Genomic DNA, 17709 nt, shown 5'->3' with positions numbered 1-17709 from the left:
GGGCCCGGACGAGCAGGCGGCGGGTGCGGTAGGCGCGGCGGCGGGCGGTCGGCAGCACGGGTTCAGACCCGCAGCAGCGTGCAGCCCACCTGGCCGTCCGGGTCGACGGAGGTGACCAGGGCCACCTCGCCGGGGCCGGTGACGCTGAGCGCGGCGGCCAGCTGGAAGGCCGCGGACGCGGCGGAGGCGTCGCCGATGAGCCGGCGCAGGCGCAGCCGGCGGGGCCGGTGCGGGCCGAAGACCTCGTTGAGGGCGGCCTCCTCGCGTCCGCCGAGGGCGCCGCCGGTGTCGCTCGGCACGATCAGCGAGACGTCCTCGGGCTCCGCGCCGGCCTCCTTGAGCGCCTCGGTGACGGCCCGTACGACGGCCTGCTGGGCGCTCTCCGGCTCCGGGAAGCCGAGGAAGCGGCTGCCGAGCAGGGTGGCCTGCGGGCGGCGCCCGTACGACTCGGCACGGGAGCGCGGTTCGAGGAGGAACAGCGCGCAGCCCTCGCCGAGCGGTCCCGCCGAGCGCCGGGCGGCGTCCTGCCTGCCCCGGTACTCCAGCCAGGCGCGGTCGGCCGAGTACTCCTCGACGGCGCCGCACAGCACGGCCTCGCAGTGCCTCTGCCTCAGCAGCCGCGACGCGTAGTTGAGGGCCAGCAGCCCGGTCAGCGCGCCGCCGGCCACGGTGGCGTTGGGGCCGCGCAGCGTGTGCCAGATGGCGCTCTGCCCGGCCGCCCGGTTCATCACCGTGTTGGGGAAGCGGGCCGGGTCCACGTGGAAGGGCTTCTCCCCGGTGAGGGAGTCACGGGTGAAGTCCATGATGCTCTGCACGCTGCCGTGGCCGGTGCCGAGTACCATGCCGACGTCGTCGGGCCGGTCCTCGGCGAGGCCGCCGCCGGCGGTCTCCAGGAGCATGCCGGTGGTGGCGACGGCGATGGCGGTGGCCCGGTCCATGGAACGGGTGCCCTTGCGGCCGAGGATCGCGCGCACGTCGAAATCCGGTATCTCACCGGCGCGCCGGTACGGCCCCTGCCCCGACGCGGTCGTGGCGTCCCGGCCGGCGCGCACCCCGTCGGCGAACGCCTCGGCGCCGAGCCCGTAGGGCGATCCCGTGGACCACCCGGACACGACAAGACTGTCTGCGGTCATCGTCCCTCGCCCTTCAGTTCGTTGTCGGCGGTGTCGGTGGTGCCGGTGGGGGCAGGGCCCCAGGCCCCGGCGGCGGCGTGCAGTTCGGCGCCGTCCACGCCGATGGTGTTGCCGCTGATCCAGGACGAGTCGGTGCGCGAGAGCACCGCGATCGCCTCGGCGACGTCGTCGGGCCTGGTCAGCCGGGAGTGCGGGTTGTTCACCGCGGCGCGCGCGACATAGCCGGCGTGCTCGGGGATGGCCTGCAGCGCGGGCGTCAGCGTGACGCCGGCCCGCAGGGCGTTGACGGCGATGCCCTGCGGCGCCAGCTCACAGGCGAGCTGCCGGACGTGGGCCTCCAGGGCGCTCTTGGCCGCGGAGACCGCGCCGTAGCTGGGCAGCGCCTGGACGACGCCCGCGCTGGTCATCGCGTAGATCTTGGAACCGCTGCGCAGCAGTCCGGCCCGGTGCAGGTCCTGCGTCCAGTAGACGAGGCTGTGGGCCATGACGTCGAGGGTCATCTCCAACTGCCGGGAGGTGATCGGCCGCTCCCAGCCCTCGCGGGGCAGGAACGGCACGAGCGTGCCGAAGGCGAGGGAGTGCACCAGGATGCGGATGCCGCCGGTGGAGCCGGTCAGTTCGGCGATCTCCGGAACGAGCCGGTCGCGGGTGGCGCGGCTCGCGGCGTTCGCGTTGTGGAACGACACCTCGACGCCGTGCCCGCGGATCTCGTCGACGAGTGCCGCGACCTCCTCGTCCCGGGCCGCGGTGTCGAAGTGCACCCCGACGACGTTGACCCCCTCGCGGGCCAGGCCGAGGCTGATGGCCCGGCCGATTCCGCTGGAGGCTCCGAGTACCAGGCACCAGCTGCCTTCAAGGGATTTCAGCATCAGTGGGTCCCCCGCTTCTGGGAAGTGTGCGACGTCCCGGAATCCCGGTTCGGGTCCGGTCCGGTACGGACGAGTGCCAGCGCGGCGTGCCCCTCGCGCGTGGCGGTGGTCAGCAGCCGGGTGCCGGGCGGGCCGGTGAGCGACCCGGCCAGCGCCTGGGCCGCGGCCAGACAGCCCGACCCGGCGGGGGTCACGCGTCCGGTCGCGCCGGCCGCGCGGTCCACGGCGGCGGCCACCGCCGAGGCGAACGGCGAGCCGTCCAGGACGTGGTGGACCTCCACGGTGGTGTCCAGGTCCGACAGCAGCCGGCGTACGGCCCCGGAGACCAGCCCGGCGGGCGGCTCCCGGCCGGGCGGGACGAACATCGAGCGTGCGGCGACCGTGCCCCGGACGCGGGCGCCGCGCGCCTCGGCGGCGGACCACGGCTCCAGGGTCAGGGCGACGGCGCCCTGTTCGCCGTCACCGGCCGGAAAGCCGTCACCGGCCCGGGACTCGGGCAGCCGGTGCTCGGCCGCGCCGACCAGGAGCGTGTCGCAGCGGCCGGCCGCGAGGGCACGGCCGCCGGCCTCCACCGCCTCCAGGGCCGCGACTCTCGGGCTCGCCAGCGTCAACGCGAAGGCCTTGAGGCTCAGCTCGGAGGTGAGGCGGGAGCCGAGCAGGCTCACCGCGAAGAAGGGCGCCGTCGCGGGCGACAGTCCGGCCGCGCCGCCCTCCAGGGCGATCCGGCGGTCCATGGTGTCGAAGAGTCCGGCGAAACCGCCGTTGAGCGCGAGCGCGGCACCTCTGCGGTCCGCGGGCACCGCGTCGGTGCGGCCGCCGTCGGCGAGCGCGTCGCGGGCCGCGGCGAGGAGGTACTGGGCGGCGGCGGGCAGGTACTTGTAGCCGCGCGGCCCGAGCCGGACCCGGTGGTCGAACCAGTCGCCGTCCTCGGCACCGGCCTCGGGGGCGACACCCCCGACCCCGGTCACGGCCCACATGGTCGCGCTGGTCGCGCTGGTCCCGCTCATGCCGCCGCTCCTTCCAGGACCAGTGAGGAATTGCTGCCGCCGAACCCGTAGGCGTTCACCAGGACCCGCCGGCGGTCGCGCGGCAGCGGAACCGGGGCGCGCTGCGGCAGCCACACGTCGCACCCGGGGTCCTGCTCGCGCAGCGGCACGTTGCGCGGGACGTGCCCGTCGCGCAGGATCAGCGCGCCGGCGACCGCGCCGAGCGCGGCCGAGGCCCCGCCCGCGTGGCCGAGCAGCGCCTTGAGGCTGTAGAGCGGCACGTCGGGCGTCCGCTCGCCGAAGACCCGGTGCAGCGCCTGGCTCTCCACCTCGTCGCCGAGCCGCGTCCCGGTGCCGTGCGGGATCACGCAGCCGATGGCCGTGGCACCGCCCGCCGGGCCGACGGCCTCGCGCATGGCCCGTACGATCTGCTCGCCGTCCGCGTGCGGCGCCGTCACGTGGCCCGCGTCGCAGCTCCAGCCGGAGCCGGCCAGGGCCAGCGGGGCCGTGGCGCCGCGGGCCGCGGCGTGGGCGGCGGACTCGACGACGAGGATGCCCGCGCCCTCGGCGAAGACCGTGCCGGCCCGGTCGGTCTCGAAGGGCCGGCACCGGTCCGGGTCGACCGCGCCGAGCCGGTTGAAGCAGCCGAGCGCGACCCGCGAGTAGGCGTCGGAGCCGCCGGCGAGCACCACGTCGGCCTCGCCCGCGCGCACCATGTCGTACGCCATGCCGAGCGCGTAGCCGCCGGCCGAGCAGGCGTTGCCTATGTCGTGGGCGACGCCCGCCAGGCCGAGCCGCGTGGCGGTCGCGGAGGCCAGCCGGAACGGCGCGGTCCATCGGTCGCCGCCCCGCTCGCGCTCGTTGGGACCGGGCTCGCCCATGCAGCTGCCGAGGACGACCGACGCCTCGGACAGTCCGGTCAGGCCCGCGTCGGCGAGCGCTTCCCGGGCCGCCGCGACGGCGAACCGGGTGGCGCGCGCCGCCCGCAGGTCGGGGTCGGGCACCAGGTTGATCCGCGGCAGGTCCATCACGGCGAGCGGGTCGGCCGGCTCGTCCGGCCGGCGGATCCGGGCCGCCGTCATGGCACGCCACAGCGCGTCCGTACCCCCACCGTGGCAGGTGACGGCACCGATCCCGGTGACCACGACCTCGCCGGTCATGCCGACTTGCCCTCCAGCGCCGCGTTCATGCGGTCGTCGAAGGAGACCAGGCTCCAGTCGCGGCGGTTCTCGATCACCGCGTAACCGTGGGTGATCCGCCCGGTCGCGGTGTGCACCAGCGCCCCGTCACGGACGACGTAGGTGTCCATCCGGGAGGTGTAGGTGAAGCCCTTGAAGATCTCCTCGACGGTGAGGACCACGTACAGGTCCTCCTCCATGCGCGCCTCGTCGAGGACGGTGATGCGCGAGTGCGGGACGACGGGGATCCAGTTCTGCTCGTCGAGCAGGGTCTTGATGGAGACGCCGCGGTCGGCGACGAGCTGGTCCTTGGCCTCCTCCATCAGGCGCAGGTAGCCCGACATCTGGATGCGCTCGGTGAAGTGGCAGTACCAGTACGGGATCCGGAACTTCCAGGCGAAGGAGTTGGTGCCTGCCGTCAGCTCCTTGACCAGGTCCGCGGATTCCGGGTTCACCTCGGGCGCGTCCACGTCCCAGGCGGGGGCCGCGGCCAGCCGCTCGACGGCGTACGGGGCGAGGGACGCGGGCACCGGCTCGTTGCCCCCGCCTCGCGGGTCGAGGCGCAGCTGGACGCGGACGGTGGAGGTCACGGCCTTGAGGAGGGTCTCGCGCTGGACGTGCAGCACCACCGACAGCAGCAGTTCGCCGTCCTTGGCCCTGCGGTGCGGCCTGACCTCGGCGCGTGCCACGTCGTCGATGTGGAAGGCGTGCAGGATGCGGGTGTCGATGTCGACGATGTCGGTGCACAGGCCGTACGTCTCGTACACCGTGCCCGGCAGGAAGCCGTTCTGCCGCAGATGGTTCAGCACGGCTTCCTCGACGAGGTAGTTGACGTGCTTGAAGCCGATCCAGGTGCAGATGTTGGACCCCTCGTAGCGGGGCCGTATCTCCAGGGAGGTCGGCTCCTGGAAGGTGAGAGCGGTGCTGTTCGCGGTCACGTCAACTCCGGTACTTCGGTGAGGAGGCGGGCGGGATGAGAGGAAGAGGTGGGTGTCAGGGAGGACAGGAAGCCGTGCACCGCCCCGACGAACAGCTCGGGCTGCTCGGCCATCGGGAAGTGCCCGGACCGTTCGAAGATCCGCAGCCGCGCGTCCGGCAGCGCCCCGGCGAGGGCACGGGCGTCCGCGGGCCGGGCCGCGAAGTCGTGCTCGCCGGCCACGACGAGGGTGGGCAGGCCGATGGCCGCGGTGTCGAGGAAGGGACTGCGCAGGTAGGCGTCGAAGAACCGCATCCAGCCGTACGGGCCGATCCGGTCACGCACCCGCAGGGCCATCGCCTCGCGCAGCTCGACGGGGATCCGGCCGTCCGAGCCGACCCGCAGCCCCTCGTCGAGGATGCGCTGGAAGCCGTGCAGGTAGTAGACGGCGGTGTCCCACTCGAACTCCTCGGGAGTGCCGCGGTGGAACGGGGACACGAGGACGACGGCGCCCGGCCGCCCGGCGGGGCGGGAGACGAGGAGTTCCAGTACGGCGTTGGCGGCGAAGGAGTGCGCGATCAGCAGATCGACCTGCCCCGGTACGGCGTCCAGCGCCTCGGCCACCCAGGGCACCGGGTCCGGGTCGTGGCTCCACCGGGTGTCGCCGTGGGCGGCCCAGGGAAGTTCGGCCTCCCACAGCTCCAGCTCACCCCCGGCCAGCTCCGTGAACCGCCGCCAGACGGCGGTCGATCCGGCGAGGCCGTGCAGGAGCAGCACCCGCACCGGCCGCCGGGCGTCGTCGTGCGGCGCCCGGCGCAGCCGTACCCGTACGCTGCCCTCGCGGTCCTCGTCGGCCCTCATCACGCGCTCCCCGCCGGGGTGAGGATGAGGGCCGCCGCCGCGTCGTCCCGGCCGGTGTCCCCGGTACCCGCGCTGGCGAGCACCACGGCCCCGGCACCGTCCGGCGCGGCACCGGCCAGCCAGGCCGTGCCGGCCACGCACTGGAGCACACCGAGCGCCCCCGAGCTGGGGCCGAGCAGTTCGGACAGATCGCGTACGCCACCGACCGGCACCGACCCGAGGGAGGCGCCGGGGGCCCGGAGGCCTTCCGGGTGTTCGGGCACGCACCACAGGCCGACGGCGCGCGGTTCACGTTCGCGGACGTCCGCGACGGCCCTGGTGTGCTCGGCCCGGCGCGCGTAAGGACCCAGCTCGGCCAGGGGCCGCGCCCCGCGCGCCGCCGCCGAGGCGGCCGACTCGAGCACCAGGGCGGCCGCCCCGTCGAAGAACTCGTCCTGCTCCGGCGCGAGATGGCGGACCGCCGGGTTGTCCGGCTCCACCCCCACCACGAGCACCCGCTCGACCCGGCCCGAACCGATCAGCAGCCGGGCCCAGTTGACCGCGTCGAGGCCGGAGGTACGGCCGTTGCACAGGGTCAGGTTGGCGCCGCGCAGGCCGTGCGTGATGGCCAGCCAGGAGGCGACCACGTTGCTGGAGGTCGCGGGCAGCAGCATGGGGCTGGTGCCGAGGTAGGTGTCGCGGGCGATGGTCGCGACCGTCTCGCAGACGGTGTCGACGTTGCCGAAGTTGGTGCTGACGACGGTGCCGACGGACTCGCCGGGAACGGTCGGCGCGCCGTCCGCCCCGATCAGCCCGGCCGCGGCGAGCGCCTCCTGGCCCGCGACCATGGCGAGCTTGGTGGCCCGGTCCTTGTACCGCAGGCCCCGGCCGGTCAGCCGGTCCACCGGGTCGGCCGGCGCCTCACCGGGCCGCCGGTCGCCGAGCAGTTCCTCGGGGGTGTCGAGACCGCGGACCGCCGTACCGAGTCCGGTGACCACGACGTGCATCCGGCTCACCGCCCCTCCTCCGTCTCGTGTTCCGCGTACCGCTCGACGATCGCGACGGCGTTGAGTCCGCCGAAGCCGAAGGAGTCGATCTGGGCGATCCGCAGCTCCTCGTCGGGGCGCACCGCCTGCCCGCGCACCAGCCGGAATCCGGCCACCGACTCCACCGGGTCGTCGAGTCCGACGATCGGCGGCACACTCCCGCGCCGCATCACGTCGACGGCCGCGACCAGGCTGTGCAGCCCGGACGCACCGGCGGTGTGCCCGGTCATCGACTTGATCGCGGTCATGTACGGGGACGGCTCGACGCCGGCGAAGACCGAGCCGAGGGCCGCGGACTCCGCCTCGTCGTTGAGCGGGGTGCCCGTGCCGTGCAGCATCACCAGGTCGATGTCGGCGGAGCCGACGCCCGCCCGGCGGTGTGCCTCCCGCACGGCCGCGGCGATGTTCTTCGCCTCGGGCGCCGAGGGGTGGTAGGCGTCGCAGTTGACCGCGACACCGCGCACCCGTGCCTGCACGGTGGCCCCCGGGCCGGGCCCGTCGGCCTCCCTGCGCAGCACGACGGCGACCGCGCCCTCGCCCTGCAGCATGCCGCGCCGGGCCCGGTCGAACGGACGCACCCGGTCCGGGGCTTCGGGGTAGCAGCGGTCGAGCAGCCCGTACGTGCTCTCCGAGATGGTGTCCACGCCGGCCACCACCACCGTGTCGGCCTGCCCGAGCTCGAGCAGGTCGGTGGCGAGGGCCAGGGCGTAGAGCGACGCGGAGCAGGCGTTGGCGACGGTGTGGGTGTCGGCGGCGCCGAAGCGCCTGCGCAGCATGGTGCCGAAGTGCAGGTCCGCCACCTCCACCGGCGTCCCGTCCCGCCAGGACAGCTCGACCGAGCGCAGCTCGCGCAGGGTCGTCCCGACCAGGACCGGCACCGACGACAGGTCGTCGCCGAGGCCGGCTTCCCGGGCGGCCGCCTCGACGGCCCGCTCCAGCCAGCGGGTGGCCCGCAGGGGTTCGTCGACACCGGGGGCCGGCCGGTCGTCGATCTCGTAGGCGACCTGGGCGCGGAACTTGCCGCGGTCGTAGCCGCGCAGTCCGGCGAGGCCGCTGCGGCCCGCCACCAGCGACTCGTAGATCTCGTCGGTGTCGGAACCGATGCTGGCGACGGCTCCCGTCCCGGTCACGATCCAGCTCATGCCGCGCTCCGGTACTTGCCGAGGATGACCACCGCGTTGTTCCCGCCGAAGGCGAGCGCGTTGTTCTGCACGATGTTCAGCTCGGCCTCACGGGCCTCGTTGGGTACGCAGTCGACACCGCACTCGGGATCCGTCTCGTTGTGGTTGACGGTCGGCGGGATGAAGCCCTGCGTGAGGGCCACGGCACAGGCCGCGGCGGCGACCGCGCTGGCCGCCCCCATGCTGTGGCCGATCATCGACTTGATGGAGACCGTCCGCGGCATGGCGTCGGCGCCGAAGATCTGCCGGATCGCGCCGACCTCGGTGATGTCGTTGGCCCTGGTGCCGGTGCCGTGCGCGGAGACGAAGTCGATCTGGTCGGGCGTCACCCCCGCGTTGCGGTGGGCGATGTCGATCGTGCGGGCGATGCTGTCCCGGTCGGGTGCGACCGGGTGCAGGGCGTCGCAGGCAAGCCCGTAACCGAGCACTTCCGCGTAGATCCGGGCGCCCCGGGCGAGCGCGGAGTCCAGGCTCTCCAGCAGGAGGATCCCGGCCCCCTCACCGGTGAGGATGCCCTTGCGGTCCTTGTCGAAGGGCTGGCAGGCCTCGGGGGCGATGGTGCCGAGCCGGTAGAAACCGGTGAAGGTCTTGCGGCACAGCGCGTCCGCCCCGCCCACCAGGGCGACGTCCACGTCGCCGCTGCGCAGTGCGTCGTAGCCGTAGCCGACCGCGTAGTTCCCCGCCGCGCAGGCGGTCGGGATCGTGACGGCCTCGACGTCCTCCAGGGCGAATTCCCGGATGATGCCGGAGGAGAGCCGGCCGGCCGGCACCCGGCGGGCGACCACCGGGTCGTAGGACTCGGGACCGGTGGCGAGACCGGTCTCGACGAGCTGGTCGAGGTCGCGGGACTCGCCGTCCGTGGTGCCCACGGACACCAGGGAGCGGCGGGCCCGCACCTCGTCCACGGTCAGCCCGGCGTCCTCGATGGCCATCCGGGTGGCGGCGACGGAGAACTGGCTGGCCCGCCCGAGCTCGTCGGGGTCCACCCGGTGGATCCACCGCGCCGGGTCGAAGTCCGCGACCTCGCACCCGTTGGCGTAGTCGAACCCGGTGGTGTCGAACGCCGTGATCGGCTTGACTCCGCCGCGTCCTTCGCGGAGTCCGGTGGTGAACGCGTCGATACCGATGCCGATACTGGTGACGACGCCGAGTCCGGTGACGACCACCCTGCGGGGGGTGGCGTCCGGGCCTCGCATACCTGTGTTCATCGAAGCTCACCCTCTGGCTGACTCAGCCGGCTGATCGGGGCAGGGCCGGAGCACTGCCGGTCAGCCGCGGGCGGAGGCCTCTTCGACGACGGTGTACACGCCGACGAGGTTGACCATGCGGCTGAGCTCGGCCTGGTCGATCGTCACGCGCTGGGTGCGCTCGAGGGCGGCGAGGATCTCGATGGCGCGCAGCGAGTCCGCGTCGTGGTCCTCCTTGAAGAGGCTGACCTCGGTGACCTCGTCCTCGTCGATCTCAAGGATGTCGCAGACGACCTCCTTGATCTCCTGCTTGCGTGCGGCGTCCAGACCGGTGGTCGCGTTGCTCATGTCGACTCCCTGAGAGATCGGTGAGGATCCGGAGTCGTGCGACTCCGCCCATCCGTTCGGTGAGTCGATGTTGAGGCGGGGCGCTATGCCAGCTCTATACGGATGATTCGCCCTGTTCAGGGGCGTCGGCCGAGTTCTCGTCCAGGGGCTCGGCGGACTCGGCGGGCTCGACGGGCTCGCCCGGGTGCGCGGCCCGGCCCTCGTCACCACCGAGCCAGCCGTACTCGACGGCGCGCATCCCGGCCTGGAAGCGGCTCTTGGCGCCGAGCCGGCACATCAGCTCCGCGGTGATCCGGCGTCCGGTACGCACCGACACACCCAGCCGGCGGGCGACCACCTCGTCGGTGAGCCCTTCCCCGAGCAGGCGCAGAACGGTCTGTTCCTGACCGGTGAGTTCGTTGTCCTCGGCGGGCTGCCGCGGCCGCTTCTCGCCGCTGAGCGGTACGGCCTTGTCCCATACCCGGTCGAAGAGTTCGCAGAGGTTGGCGAGAATCCCGGCGCTGCGGAACACCATGGCGCCGGCCGCGGAATCGTCCGGGTCGATGGGCACGACCGCCTGCCGGCGGTCGAAGATGAGCATCCGGGAGGGCAGCGAGGCCGTGGTGCGCACATGGTTTCCCGAACGGAGCAGCCAGCGCGCGTAGTCGACCGACTCGGGGTCGTTGTAGATGCTGTCGAGGTAGATGGTGTGCATCACGACGCCACGGCTCTGCAGGGTCCCGCTCAGCGGCCGGCCCGCGGCGCGGCTGGCGGCCGACTGCCCGCCGCCGGGATGGAACGCCAGGAGCGAGTCATGGCAGTTGTGGCTGAGTTCCTCGATCCGGGACCGGATCTCGTCGATTCCCTCGATGCGCTCGGTCTCGATCTGGGACGACTCCTGTTGCACCGCGGCGTAGTCGTGGACGAGTCGCGAGACCTCGACGCGCGCGTCCGTCATCTGCCGTTGCCGCTCCAGGAAATCGGCTTCCTGCCGGGCGAGCAGCGCCTGCAGTCCGACGCCCGGCGGGACCGGTCTCAGCGTGCCCGGCGCCTCCCAGGAGGGCCTGACCAGCGACAGCCGTACGCACTCGTCGAGCGCGGAGCGCACCCGCTCGGCCGGCCACTTCAACGTGTCCACCAGGTCTTCGACCGAAATCCCCGGATGTGCCAGCACGGCCCGGTAAAGCTCTACCGAGTTCTTTCCCAGCCCCAGGAGCTCAAGCATGCGGTCCCCCCGCGTCATGAAGGCCGCTGCCCCTGCGACCTCCCCCCGGCACAGAGTAGCCCCGGCGGGCGATAGGTTGTTCGTTTGTTTCGGGGCCACGCCGTGCTCCGTGCCGGTGCGCCCGGTTCCGGTTCCTCCCCCGGGTCGCCCGGCGTACGGCCGTCAGCCGGTGTACGTCTCGAGCGTGCCGCGGCGCCGCACGTCGAGGGTCGCGCAGTGGAACGAGCCGCCGAACGGCGCGTAGTGCAGCAGGTCGCAGGGGATCGGCTCGAAGCCCCAGCTCTCCAGGGCGCGCAGCATGCCGGTGTGGTGCCGGTCCGCGATGACCCGCTTGTCGTCGATGACGAGGACGTTCATGCTGAGCCACTTGCCGCACATCGAGGTGATCTTGAGCATGCGGTCGTCGATCGGGTCGGGTTCGGGGGCGGTCAGGATGTCCCACGAGCGCAGCACGTCCGGGAGGTGGTCGACGTCGACGTACTCCGGGTTGACCAGTGCCCTGCCGGGCGCGAGGGGGACGAACGTCGTGTCGATGTGCATGGGCGCGCGGCAGCGGCTCTCGATCTCGTGGATGCGGTAGCCGGGGCCGAGGTGGCGGCGCAGCCATTCGATGCCCATGCGGTTGGTGACGTTGCTGCGGGTGACGAAGAGGTCGCGTCCCGCGCGCACGAAGTCCGCCGCGTCGAAGACCGGCTCGAACTCGGTGAGGATGTGGCGCATCGGCTCGCCCGCCGCGGGGACGCGGAAGTCCGGCTCGAACAGCTCGTCGGTGAGCTGGGGCTTCGGGGCGGCCGTCCAGCGCGCGCCGCGCCGGAAGTAGTCCTTGAGGATCGGGCGGTAGGAGTGCGTCTCGAAGTACCGGCACGGCCAGGCCATCGGGGTCTCGATGATCTCGTCGCCGATCACGAGCAGGCAGTCGCGCGGGCAGGTGTTGCAGAAGCCGCGTGACGACCAGTCGGGGGTGCTGAAGCGCTGCCGGTGGTCGACCGCGTCCGGACGCGTGACCGTGACGCCGAGCGACTGCAGAAGGGCGACGAACCCGTCGAGCTCCCGCTGCGCCCGTTCGACCAGGACGCGCGGATACCTGAAGCCGGCGGCGAGTCCCTGGAAGCGGGCCGCCCACGGTGGGACGTTGCAGGTCACGACCGGGTGGTCGGAGGGAATCGTCGCGCCTTCCAGCCGGCCGACGACGACCTCCTCCAGCGGGTCCCACTCGTTGTGGGAACTGACCGGCGAGACGGCGGGTTCCGCCGCCTCCGCGATTCCGGGTTCCTGCGCCACCGCCATGACTGAACGCTCCCGATCGCTGGCTCTCCGTGCTTACGGGGTGCCCCGAACCGGACGGATGACACCCGCCCTTCCGAGCCGGACCTTGCTCAAGCTATCGTTTCTCGATAGGTTTCCATCGTGGGTCGATTGAAGGAGGGGCGATGGGACAGCTGACAGTGCTCGCGTTGCGAAGCGTGCTGGGCATGCTGCTCGCGGGTTCGGTGTTCATTCAGGCCGTGCTGGTCTGGCTGCTGGTGGCCGGATCGGGTGATCCCGACGCCGCCCTGGCGTCCGTACGCACGCCGGTCTTCCTGATCGTCGTCCTGGGTGCCGCGGCAGCCGAGGTCGTGCTGGTCTGCGTCTGGCGGCTGGTGACGATGGTGCGGCGGGGCACCGTGTTCTCCCACGGTGCCTTCCGGTACGTCCATGTCGTGATCGGTGCCTTCGTCGCGGCCGCGCTCCTGGTGTTCGCGCTCGCGGTCGTCCTGGCCCCGGGCGAGGCCGTCGCGCCCGGCATCGTCCTCATCCTGGGCGGGGTCGTCGTCGCGGTCCTGGGCGTCGCGCTGGTCGTGCTCGTCCTGCGGATGCTGCTCGCCCAGGCCGTCGCGCGCGACATCGAGGCGGCGCGGATGCGGGACGAGCTGGCAGAGGTGATCTGATGCCGATCGTCGTCGACATCGACGTGATGCTGGCCAAGCGCAAGATGTCCGTGGGCGAGCTGGCGGAGCGCGTCGGGATCACCCCAGCCAACCTGGCCGTGCTCAAGAACGGCCGCGCCAAGGCGGTGCGCTTCACGACGCTCGCCGCGCTCTGCGACGTACTCGAGTGCCAGCCGGGAGACCTGCTGCGCTGGGAGGCGGGGGGCGCGGACGCGGGCGGGTGACGCCGGCCGCCGCCGGCCGCGGGTGGCCTCCGGGGCCCACCCGGGCGCAATCTGGGAGAAGATCTGCGTGCCCTGCGCGCCCGCGGGCACCGACCCGGAAGGACCGCCCCGTGATCATCTTCGGCACCAAGGGATACCTCTACCAGCTCGCGATACTGACACTGGTGTGCGGCCAGTGCGGCAACCCCTCCGCGCACACGCTCAGGAAGCGCGTCACGAAGTTCACGCTGTTCTTCGTGCCGCTGTTCCCGTTCTCCACGAAGTACCTGACGCAGTGCACCTTCTGCGGCGCCGAGCAGCAGGTGACGAAGGAGCAGGCGGAGCAGCTCCAGACGCAGGCCGCGAGCGGCCAGGGCGGCCCCGGCGGTCAGGCGTACGGGCAGCCGCAGCAGCAGCCTTACCAGCGGCCGTGACACCCGGACGCCTCCAACGGCTCCCCCACCCGGATCTGGGGCCCGGCTGGAATGCCGCTCGTGAAGGCGTCCAAGCGCGTCGCCCTGTGTGAGGGGCGTCTGCAACGCTCGGCGGGAGACCACGAACGTCTCGATTCTCGTGACGGGGAGTTCCGCATGCCCGACGCCGTGTCTTCCGCCATGTCTTCCGCCGCGTCTTCCGCCGTTTCCTCCGCTCCTTCCTCCGCCGGGTCCTCCGCCGGGTCCTCCGCCGGGTCCTCCACCGGGCCCTCCACCGGGCCGATTCCCCGGGCCGCCACCGGGACACTCCTCAGACAGCTCGTCCTGGCGGCCGGACCGCTCAACGTGCTCCAGGCCGGCTGCCCCTCCGCGTCGTTCACCACCCGGCTCGCGGCGGCGTTGGGCGAGACCGGGCGCGGCCGGTTCGCGGGAAGCGGCGTGGGCCCACCGGGCGCGGTGCTCGTGCGGCCGGACGGGTACGTCGCCTGGCGGTCGGCCGGCCAGGACCCGGCAGGCGATCCGGCCGGGACGCTGACGGCGGTGCTCAGGCGGGTCCTGGCGCTGGACTGAACGCCTGCCGCCGGCCGCTCAGCCGCTTCCGGGGGCCTGCTGCAGGTCGGCGATGGCGTCGACGTACTTGATGAGCAGCCGGGCGAACTCCAACCGCTCGGCCTCCGGCCAGTCCCTGGTGATGTGCTCGAAGGCGGACCGCTGGTGACTGCGGAAACGGGCCAGCATCTCGTGGCCCTCCTCGGTGAGCTGGAGGATGGTGCGGCGTCCGTCCTGCTGGGAGGCGGCCCGGATCAGATAGCCCGCGGAGATGCAGTCGGAGACCATGCGGCTGGCCACCGAGGGGTCGACGGCGAGACGCTCCGCGACGACCCCGACGGTGATCTCCCGCCCCGGGTGCTCCGGGCCGTCGTGAACGATATTCAGCACCAGGGTCCGCGTCATGTCCTTGCGGGACACCTGCTTCTCGACGTTCAGGGCCGCGGTCCGCCGCAGCCGCGAGAACGCGGGGCCGACGGCGTCGAGCAGCGGCTCGGCCGCTCGCGGCGGTCGCTGAGTCGAAGTCTCCATGGCTCCCATCCTAGGCGGGTTGATTGCGTCCGACGAGCATCTGCATGCCCTCCCGTCCCTGCATGACGTCAGGCATATACCTGCTCGTGGGCATTCACTCGCCTACTGGGCCGGCTCCGCGACGGGGCCCGCTCCTGGAGCAGCGGGCACTTCGCCGGACTCGACACCTGGGTCGATCGACTTCTCCGCGCTCGGGTCGGCACGGGACAGCCGTACCGCCATCTTGCACCTCCTGCACAAGCATGTAGACTCGCAAACACGTGCATGACATCATATAACTGGTAACCCGGTTCCCTGGGCGGGACCGCGGGCTCGGCCCGCGGTTCGACAACTCCTCTTCCTAGGAGACACACACCATGCGAATCGTCCGCCACTACGAGCACGGGGCTCCCTCGGTGCTGCGTATCGAAGAGGCGGAGAGGCCGCAGCCCGGACCGGGCGAAGTGCTGATCCGCTCCGAAGCCGTCGGCGTCACCTTCGCCGAGGTCCAGCGCCGCCAGGGCATCCCGATCGGCGGGCACGCCACCCTCCCCGGGGCCCCCGGCGGCGACGTCGCGGGCACCGTCGAGGCGCTCGGCGAGGGCGTCACCGACCTCCGGGTCGGCGACCGCGTCGTCGTCGACGTCGACCACAGCGCCTACGCCGACCACGTCGTCGCCGACGCCGGCTGGGCCATCACCATTCCGGACACCATGGACGCCGCGGAGGCGACCCTGCTGCCCAGCCCGGCCCAGACCGCGTACCACGCCATCAAGGAGTCCGGCCAGCTCAAGCCCGGTGAGTCGATCCTGATCGACGCCGCGTCCGGTGGCGTCGGCCACCTCGCCGTGCAGATCGCCAAGGCGATGGGCGCCGGCAAGGTCATCGCCACCGCCAGCACGCAGGCCAAGCTGGACTTCGTCCGCGGACTCGGCGCCGACGTCACCGTCAACTACACCGACGACGACTGGGACGAGCAGGTCAGGGCCGCGACCGACGGCCGGGGCGTGGACGTCGTCCTGGAGACCGTCGGCGGCGACGTCCTGACCAAGAGCGTCGCCCTCACCGCCCAGTTCGGCAGGCTGGTCTTCTACGGCTCGGCCAGTGGCGACATCCAGCCCATCCACCCGCTGATGCTCAGCCGGATGAAGACGGTGGCCGGCTTCGCCCTGTACGCCATGCTCTACAACAAGCCCGAGGCCATCGCGGCGGGACAGCGCGATCTGCTCGACATGATCGCCACCGGCAAGGTGCGTCCGGTCGTGCACGAACGGCTCGGACTCGAAGACGCCGTCAAGGCGCACGAACTGATGGAGGCACGAGCACAGCTCGGCAAGGTCGTGCTCGTCCCCTGACGACGGGCCGACGGCCGCCTCCTGACCGACGTGGCCGGTCACGGTCCATCCCCCGTTCGTGACCGGCCACTTCCCGCACACGCGCTCCCGGAGAACGCTCCCGGAGAACACAGCGATCCAGGCAATCCCCTTACGGACACACCGAAGACGACGCCGGCCGACGGCCGGCGGGACGGGGATGGCACCCACTCCCGAAAGGCCATGCCACGTGCCCTCCCAGACCACAGGGGACAGCGGTCCGCTCACTGCCGCCGACCCCGCTCCGCAGCAACCGGAAACCCGGATCAAGCCCGTCATCGCCGCCTGCCTGCTGGCCGTCTTCCTGGCCATGCTGGACTCGCAGATCGTCGCCACCGCGCTGCCGCGCATCGTCGGTGACCTCGGCGGTCTCGACGTCTTCGCCTGGGTGACGACGTCGTACATCATCGCCAGCAGCGTCACCACGCCCGTCTACGGCAAGCTCAGCGACCTCTTCGGCCGGAAGAAGATCTTCATCGTCGCGGTCGTGCTGTTCCTGATCGGCTCCGCGCTCAGCGGCGCCGCCCAGTCGATGGACCAGCTGATCGTGTTCCGCACCGTGCAGGGCATCGGCGCGGGCGGCCTGTTCGTCTCCGTCCTCGCCATCATCGGAGAGCTGTTCAGCCCCCGGGAGGGGGCCAAGTACTTCAACCTCTTCGGCATCGTCTTCGCCCTCGCGGCGCTCGCCGGCCCCGCGGTCGGCGGTGTCCTCACCGACCTGCTGAGCTGGCACTGGGTCTTCCTGGTCAACCTGCCGGTGGGCATCGCGATCCTGGTGCTGGTCGCCACCTGCCTGCACCTGCCCGCGGGCAACCGGACCGCGCACATCGACTACACCGGCTTCGCACTGATCAGCGGCGCGATCGTCGCGCTCTCCCTGGCCGCGAGCTGGGGCGGCGTGAAGTACGACTGGCTCTCCCCGCAGATCCTCGGCCTCGCCGCCGGCGCGCTCCTGCTCGCCGTGCTGTTCGTCGCCGCCGAACGACGGGCCGCCGAACCGGTCATCCCGCTGCACCTCTTCCGCGACTCCACCTTCGCCGTGAGCGTGCTGGTGAGCGTCGCGGCGGGCATCGTGTTCCTCGGCACGGTCAACTTCCTCGCGCTCTACGTCCAGGTGGTGACCGGGGCCAGCCCGACCATGTCGGGTGTGGTGCTGCTGCCCATGATGTTCGGACTCGTCGCCTCCTCCGTGATCAGCGGCAAGGCGATCACGGAGACCGGCCGCTACAAGTGGTACCCGGTGCTCAGCATGGCCCTCGGCATCGTCGGCGCGCTGCTGCTGGCCACCATGGACACGGGCACGTCCCGCGCCGTGGTCATCGGCTACATGCTGGTCTTCGGTCTCGCGGCGGGCCTGAACATGCAGGTCCTCACGATGGCCGCGCAGAACACCGCACCCCGCGACGACATCGGCGCCGTCCACGCCACCGTCGCCTTCTCCCGGCAGCTCGGCAGCACCGTGGGCATCTCCCTGTTCGCCTCGATCTTCTACAACCGGCTCACCGCGGAGATCGCCGACCGGGTGCCCGCCGGCGCGCTGCACGGCATCGACGTCGACGCTCTGTCCTCGCACGAGACGCTGGGGCGGCTCACCGATTCGGTGCGCCACGCCGTCGAGCAGGCCTACGCCGCCGCGCTCACGCCCGTCTTCCTCACGGCGGTGCCGGTCCTCGCCGCGGGGCTGCTGGCCGCGCTGGCGATGAAGAACCTGCCGCTGCGCTCATGGGACGACCAGGGCGCGGACGCCGCCGCCGAGGACGGCGGCCCCCCGGCCCAGGAGCGGTAGCCGGACACCGCTTCCTCTCTTCGAGAGCCGTTCTCCCG

19 protein-coding genes are annotated in these 17709 nt (G+C 72.3%); 6 read left to right on the top strand and 13 right to left on the bottom strand.

Annotated elements, in window-relative coordinates:
* Positions 1–62: 62 nt before the first annotated feature.
* The 12 genes from ACFW48_RS15730 to ACFW48_RS15675 form a co-directional block, all read right to left on the bottom strand.
* On the bottom strand, positions 63–1112 hold the full coding sequence (locus tag ACFW48_RS15730; RefSeq protein ID WP_386314834.1) for a beta-ketoacyl synthase N-terminal-like domain-containing protein: 1050 nt from the start codon (positions 1110–1112) through the stop codon (positions 63–65).
* 17 nt (positions 1113–1129) lie between these two features.
* The gene (locus ACFW48_RS15725; RefSeq protein WP_386314832.1) at positions 1130–2002 is read right to left on the bottom strand and encodes an SDR family oxidoreductase; all 873 of its coding nucleotides are present in this window, start codon (positions 2000–2002) and stop codon (positions 1130–1132) included.
* Entirely contained in the window at positions 2002–3009 is a 1008-nt protein-coding gene (locus ACFW48_RS15720) for a beta-ketoacyl synthase N-terminal-like domain-containing protein (protein ID WP_386314829.1), read from the bottom strand. Before ACFW48_RS15720 ends, ACFW48_RS15725 begins: the two co-directional genes overlap by 1 nt.
* Positions 3006–4148: a beta-ketoacyl-[acyl-carrier-protein] synthase family protein gene (locus tag ACFW48_RS15715; protein WP_386314828.1), complete on the bottom strand. Its 1143-nt coding sequence runs from the start codon at positions 4146–4148 to the stop codon at positions 3006–3008. Before ACFW48_RS15715 ends, ACFW48_RS15720 begins: the two co-directional genes overlap by 4 nt.
* Positions 4145–5104, bottom strand: coding sequence for an acyl-CoA thioesterase (locus ACFW48_RS15710; protein WP_386314826.1), 960 nt, complete (start codon positions 5102–5104; stop codon positions 4145–4147). The genes ACFW48_RS15715 and ACFW48_RS15710 overlap by 4 nt, the downstream gene beginning before the upstream one ends.
* Entirely contained in the window at positions 5101–5943 is an 843-nt protein-coding gene (locus tag ACFW48_RS15705) for an alpha/beta fold hydrolase (protein WP_386314824.1), read from the bottom strand. The genes ACFW48_RS15710 and ACFW48_RS15705 overlap by 4 nt, the downstream gene beginning before the upstream one ends.
* On the bottom strand, positions 5943–6929 hold the full coding sequence (locus ACFW48_RS15700; protein ID WP_386314921.1) for a beta-ketoacyl synthase N-terminal-like domain-containing protein: 987 nt from the start codon (positions 6927–6929) through the stop codon (positions 5943–5945). Before ACFW48_RS15700 ends, ACFW48_RS15705 begins: the two co-directional genes overlap by 1 nt.
* A gap of 5 nt (positions 6930–6934) precedes the next feature.
* On the bottom strand, positions 6935–8110 hold the full coding sequence (locus ACFW48_RS15695; RefSeq protein ID WP_386314822.1) for a beta-ketoacyl synthase N-terminal-like domain-containing protein: 1176 nt from the start codon (positions 8108–8110) through the stop codon (positions 6935–6937).
* Positions 8107–9357, bottom strand: a complete 1251-nt coding sequence (locus ACFW48_RS15690; RefSeq protein ID WP_386314820.1) for a beta-ketoacyl-[acyl-carrier-protein] synthase family protein — start codon at positions 9355–9357, stop codon at positions 8107–8109. Before ACFW48_RS15690 ends, ACFW48_RS15695 begins: the two co-directional genes overlap by 4 nt.
* Positions 9358–9417: 60 nt before the next feature.
* The gene (locus tag ACFW48_RS15685; RefSeq protein ID WP_310872121.1) at positions 9418–9684 is read right to left on the bottom strand and encodes an acyl carrier protein; all 267 of its coding nucleotides are present in this window, start codon (positions 9682–9684) and stop codon (positions 9418–9420) included.
* 94 nt (positions 9685–9778) lie between these two features.
* Positions 9779–10801, bottom strand: coding sequence for a LuxR C-terminal-related transcriptional regulator (locus tag ACFW48_RS15680; protein ID WP_386314817.1), 1023 nt, complete (start codon positions 10799–10801; stop codon positions 9779–9781).
* A gap of 249 nt (positions 10802–11050) precedes the next feature.
* The gene (locus tag ACFW48_RS15675; protein WP_386314815.1) at positions 11051–12175 is read right to left on the bottom strand and encodes an amidinotransferase; all 1125 of its coding nucleotides are present in this window, start codon (positions 12173–12175) and stop codon (positions 11051–11053) included.
* 143 nt (positions 12176–12318) lie between these two features.
* Here ACFW48_RS15675 and ACFW48_RS15670 point away from each other — a divergent pair, with 143 nt between their 5' ends.
* From ACFW48_RS15670 to ACFW48_RS15655, 4 genes are all read left to right on the top strand, one after another.
* The gene (locus ACFW48_RS15670) at positions 12319–12816 is read left to right on the top strand and encodes a DUF2975 domain-containing protein (protein WP_386314813.1); all 498 of its coding nucleotides are present in this window, start codon (positions 12319–12321) and stop codon (positions 12814–12816) included.
* Entirely contained in the window at positions 12816–13040 is a 225-nt protein-coding gene (locus tag ACFW48_RS15665) for a helix-turn-helix domain-containing protein (RefSeq protein WP_386314810.1), read from the top strand. Before ACFW48_RS15670 ends, ACFW48_RS15665 begins: the two co-directional genes overlap by 1 nt.
* Positions 13041–13150: 110 nt before the next feature.
* Positions 13151–13453 (top strand): zinc-ribbon domain-containing protein, encoded by a 303-nt coding sequence (locus tag ACFW48_RS15660; protein WP_386314808.1) that lies wholly within the window; start codon positions 13151–13153, stop codon positions 13451–13453.
* Between the two features lie 156 nt (positions 13454–13609).
* Entirely contained in the window at positions 13610–14023 is a 414-nt protein-coding gene (locus tag ACFW48_RS15655) for a hypothetical protein (RefSeq protein ID WP_386314805.1), read from the top strand.
* Between the two features lie 18 nt (positions 14024–14041).
* Here the strand turns inward: ACFW48_RS15655 and ACFW48_RS15650 are convergent, their stop codons facing one another.
* Complete coding sequence (locus ACFW48_RS15650; protein WP_386314802.1) at positions 14042–14542, bottom strand: MarR family winged helix-turn-helix transcriptional regulator; 501 nt, start codon at positions 14540–14542, stop codon at positions 14042–14044.
* A 347-nt stretch (positions 14543–14889) separates the two neighbouring features.
* Between ACFW48_RS15650 and ACFW48_RS15645 the strand changes: the two genes are divergently transcribed.
* Both ACFW48_RS15645 and ACFW48_RS15640 read left to right on the top strand, forming a co-directional pair.
* A complete protein-coding gene (locus ACFW48_RS15645; RefSeq protein WP_386314799.1) occupies positions 14890–15867 on the top strand; it encodes a zinc-binding alcohol dehydrogenase family protein in 978 nt (325 codons plus the stop codon).
* Between the two features lie 208 nt (positions 15868–16075).
* Positions 16076–17671 (top strand): MDR family MFS transporter, encoded by a 1596-nt coding sequence (locus ACFW48_RS15640; RefSeq protein ID WP_386314797.1) that lies wholly within the window; start codon positions 16076–16078, stop codon positions 17669–17671.
* The last annotated feature ends 38 nt before the right edge of the window (positions 17672–17709 follow it).

This window comes from Streptomyces sp. NPDC058812 (assembly GCF_042744565.1).
In the GTDB taxonomy this organism is placed as follows: domain Bacteria; phylum Actinomycetota; class Actinomycetes; order Streptomycetales; family Streptomycetaceae; genus Streptomyces; species Streptomyces thinghirensis.
The sequence above is the reverse complement of the archived record's forward strand: the minus strand, read 5'-3'. Positions and strand labels throughout refer to the sequence as shown.

Bases quoted from the DNA above. Each gene is read 5' to 3' on its own strand.
- ACFW48_RS15715 (WP_386314828.1), bottom strand. From the start codon at position 4,148: ATGACCGGCGAGGTCGTGGTCACCGGGATCGGTGCCGTCACCTGCCAC.
- ACFW48_RS15665 (WP_386314810.1), top strand. From the start codon at position 12,816: ATGCCGATCGTCGTCGACATCGACGTGATGCTGGCCAAGCGCAAGATG.
- ACFW48_RS15655 (WP_386314805.1), top strand. From the start codon at position 13,610: ATGCCCGACGCCGTGTCTTCCGCCATGTCTTCCGCCGCGTCTTCCGCC.
- ACFW48_RS15670 (WP_386314813.1), top strand. From the start codon at position 12,319: ATGGGACAGCTGACAGTGCTCGCGTTGCGAAGCGTGCTGGGCATGCTG.
- ACFW48_RS15705 (WP_386314824.1), bottom strand. From the start codon at position 5,943: ATGAGGGCCGACGAGGACCGCGAGGGCAGCGTACGGGTACGGCTGCGC.
- ACFW48_RS15700 (WP_386314921.1), bottom strand. From the start codon at position 6,929: ATGCACGTCGTGGTCACCGGACTCGGTACGGCGGTCCGCGGTCTCGAC.
- ACFW48_RS15725 (WP_386314832.1), bottom strand. From the start codon at position 2,002: ATGCTGAAATCCCTTGAAGGCAGCTGGTGCCTGGTACTCGGAGCCTCC.
- ACFW48_RS15720 (WP_386314829.1), bottom strand. From the start codon at position 3,009: ATGAGCGGGACCAGCGCGACCAGCGCGACCATGTGGGCCGTGACCGGG.
- ACFW48_RS15650 (WP_386314802.1), bottom strand. From the start codon at position 14,542: ATGGGAGCCATGGAGACTTCGACTCAGCGACCGCCGCGAGCGGCCGAG.
- ACFW48_RS15685 (WP_310872121.1), bottom strand. From the start codon at position 9,684: ATGAGCAACGCGACCACCGGTCTGGACGCCGCACGCAAGCAGGAGATC.
- ACFW48_RS15675 (WP_386314815.1), bottom strand. From the start codon at position 12,175: ATGGCGGTGGCGCAGGAACCCGGAATCGCGGAGGCGGCGGAACCCGCC.
- ACFW48_RS15695 (WP_386314822.1), bottom strand. From the start codon at position 8,110: ATGAGCTGGATCGTGACCGGGACGGGAGCCGTCGCCAGCATCGGTTCC.
- ACFW48_RS15690 (WP_386314820.1), bottom strand. From the start codon at position 9,357: ATGAACACAGGTATGCGAGGCCCGGACGCCACCCCCCGCAGGGTGGTC.
- ACFW48_RS15645 (WP_386314799.1), top strand. From the start codon at position 14,890: ATGCGAATCGTCCGCCACTACGAGCACGGGGCTCCCTCGGTGCTGCGT.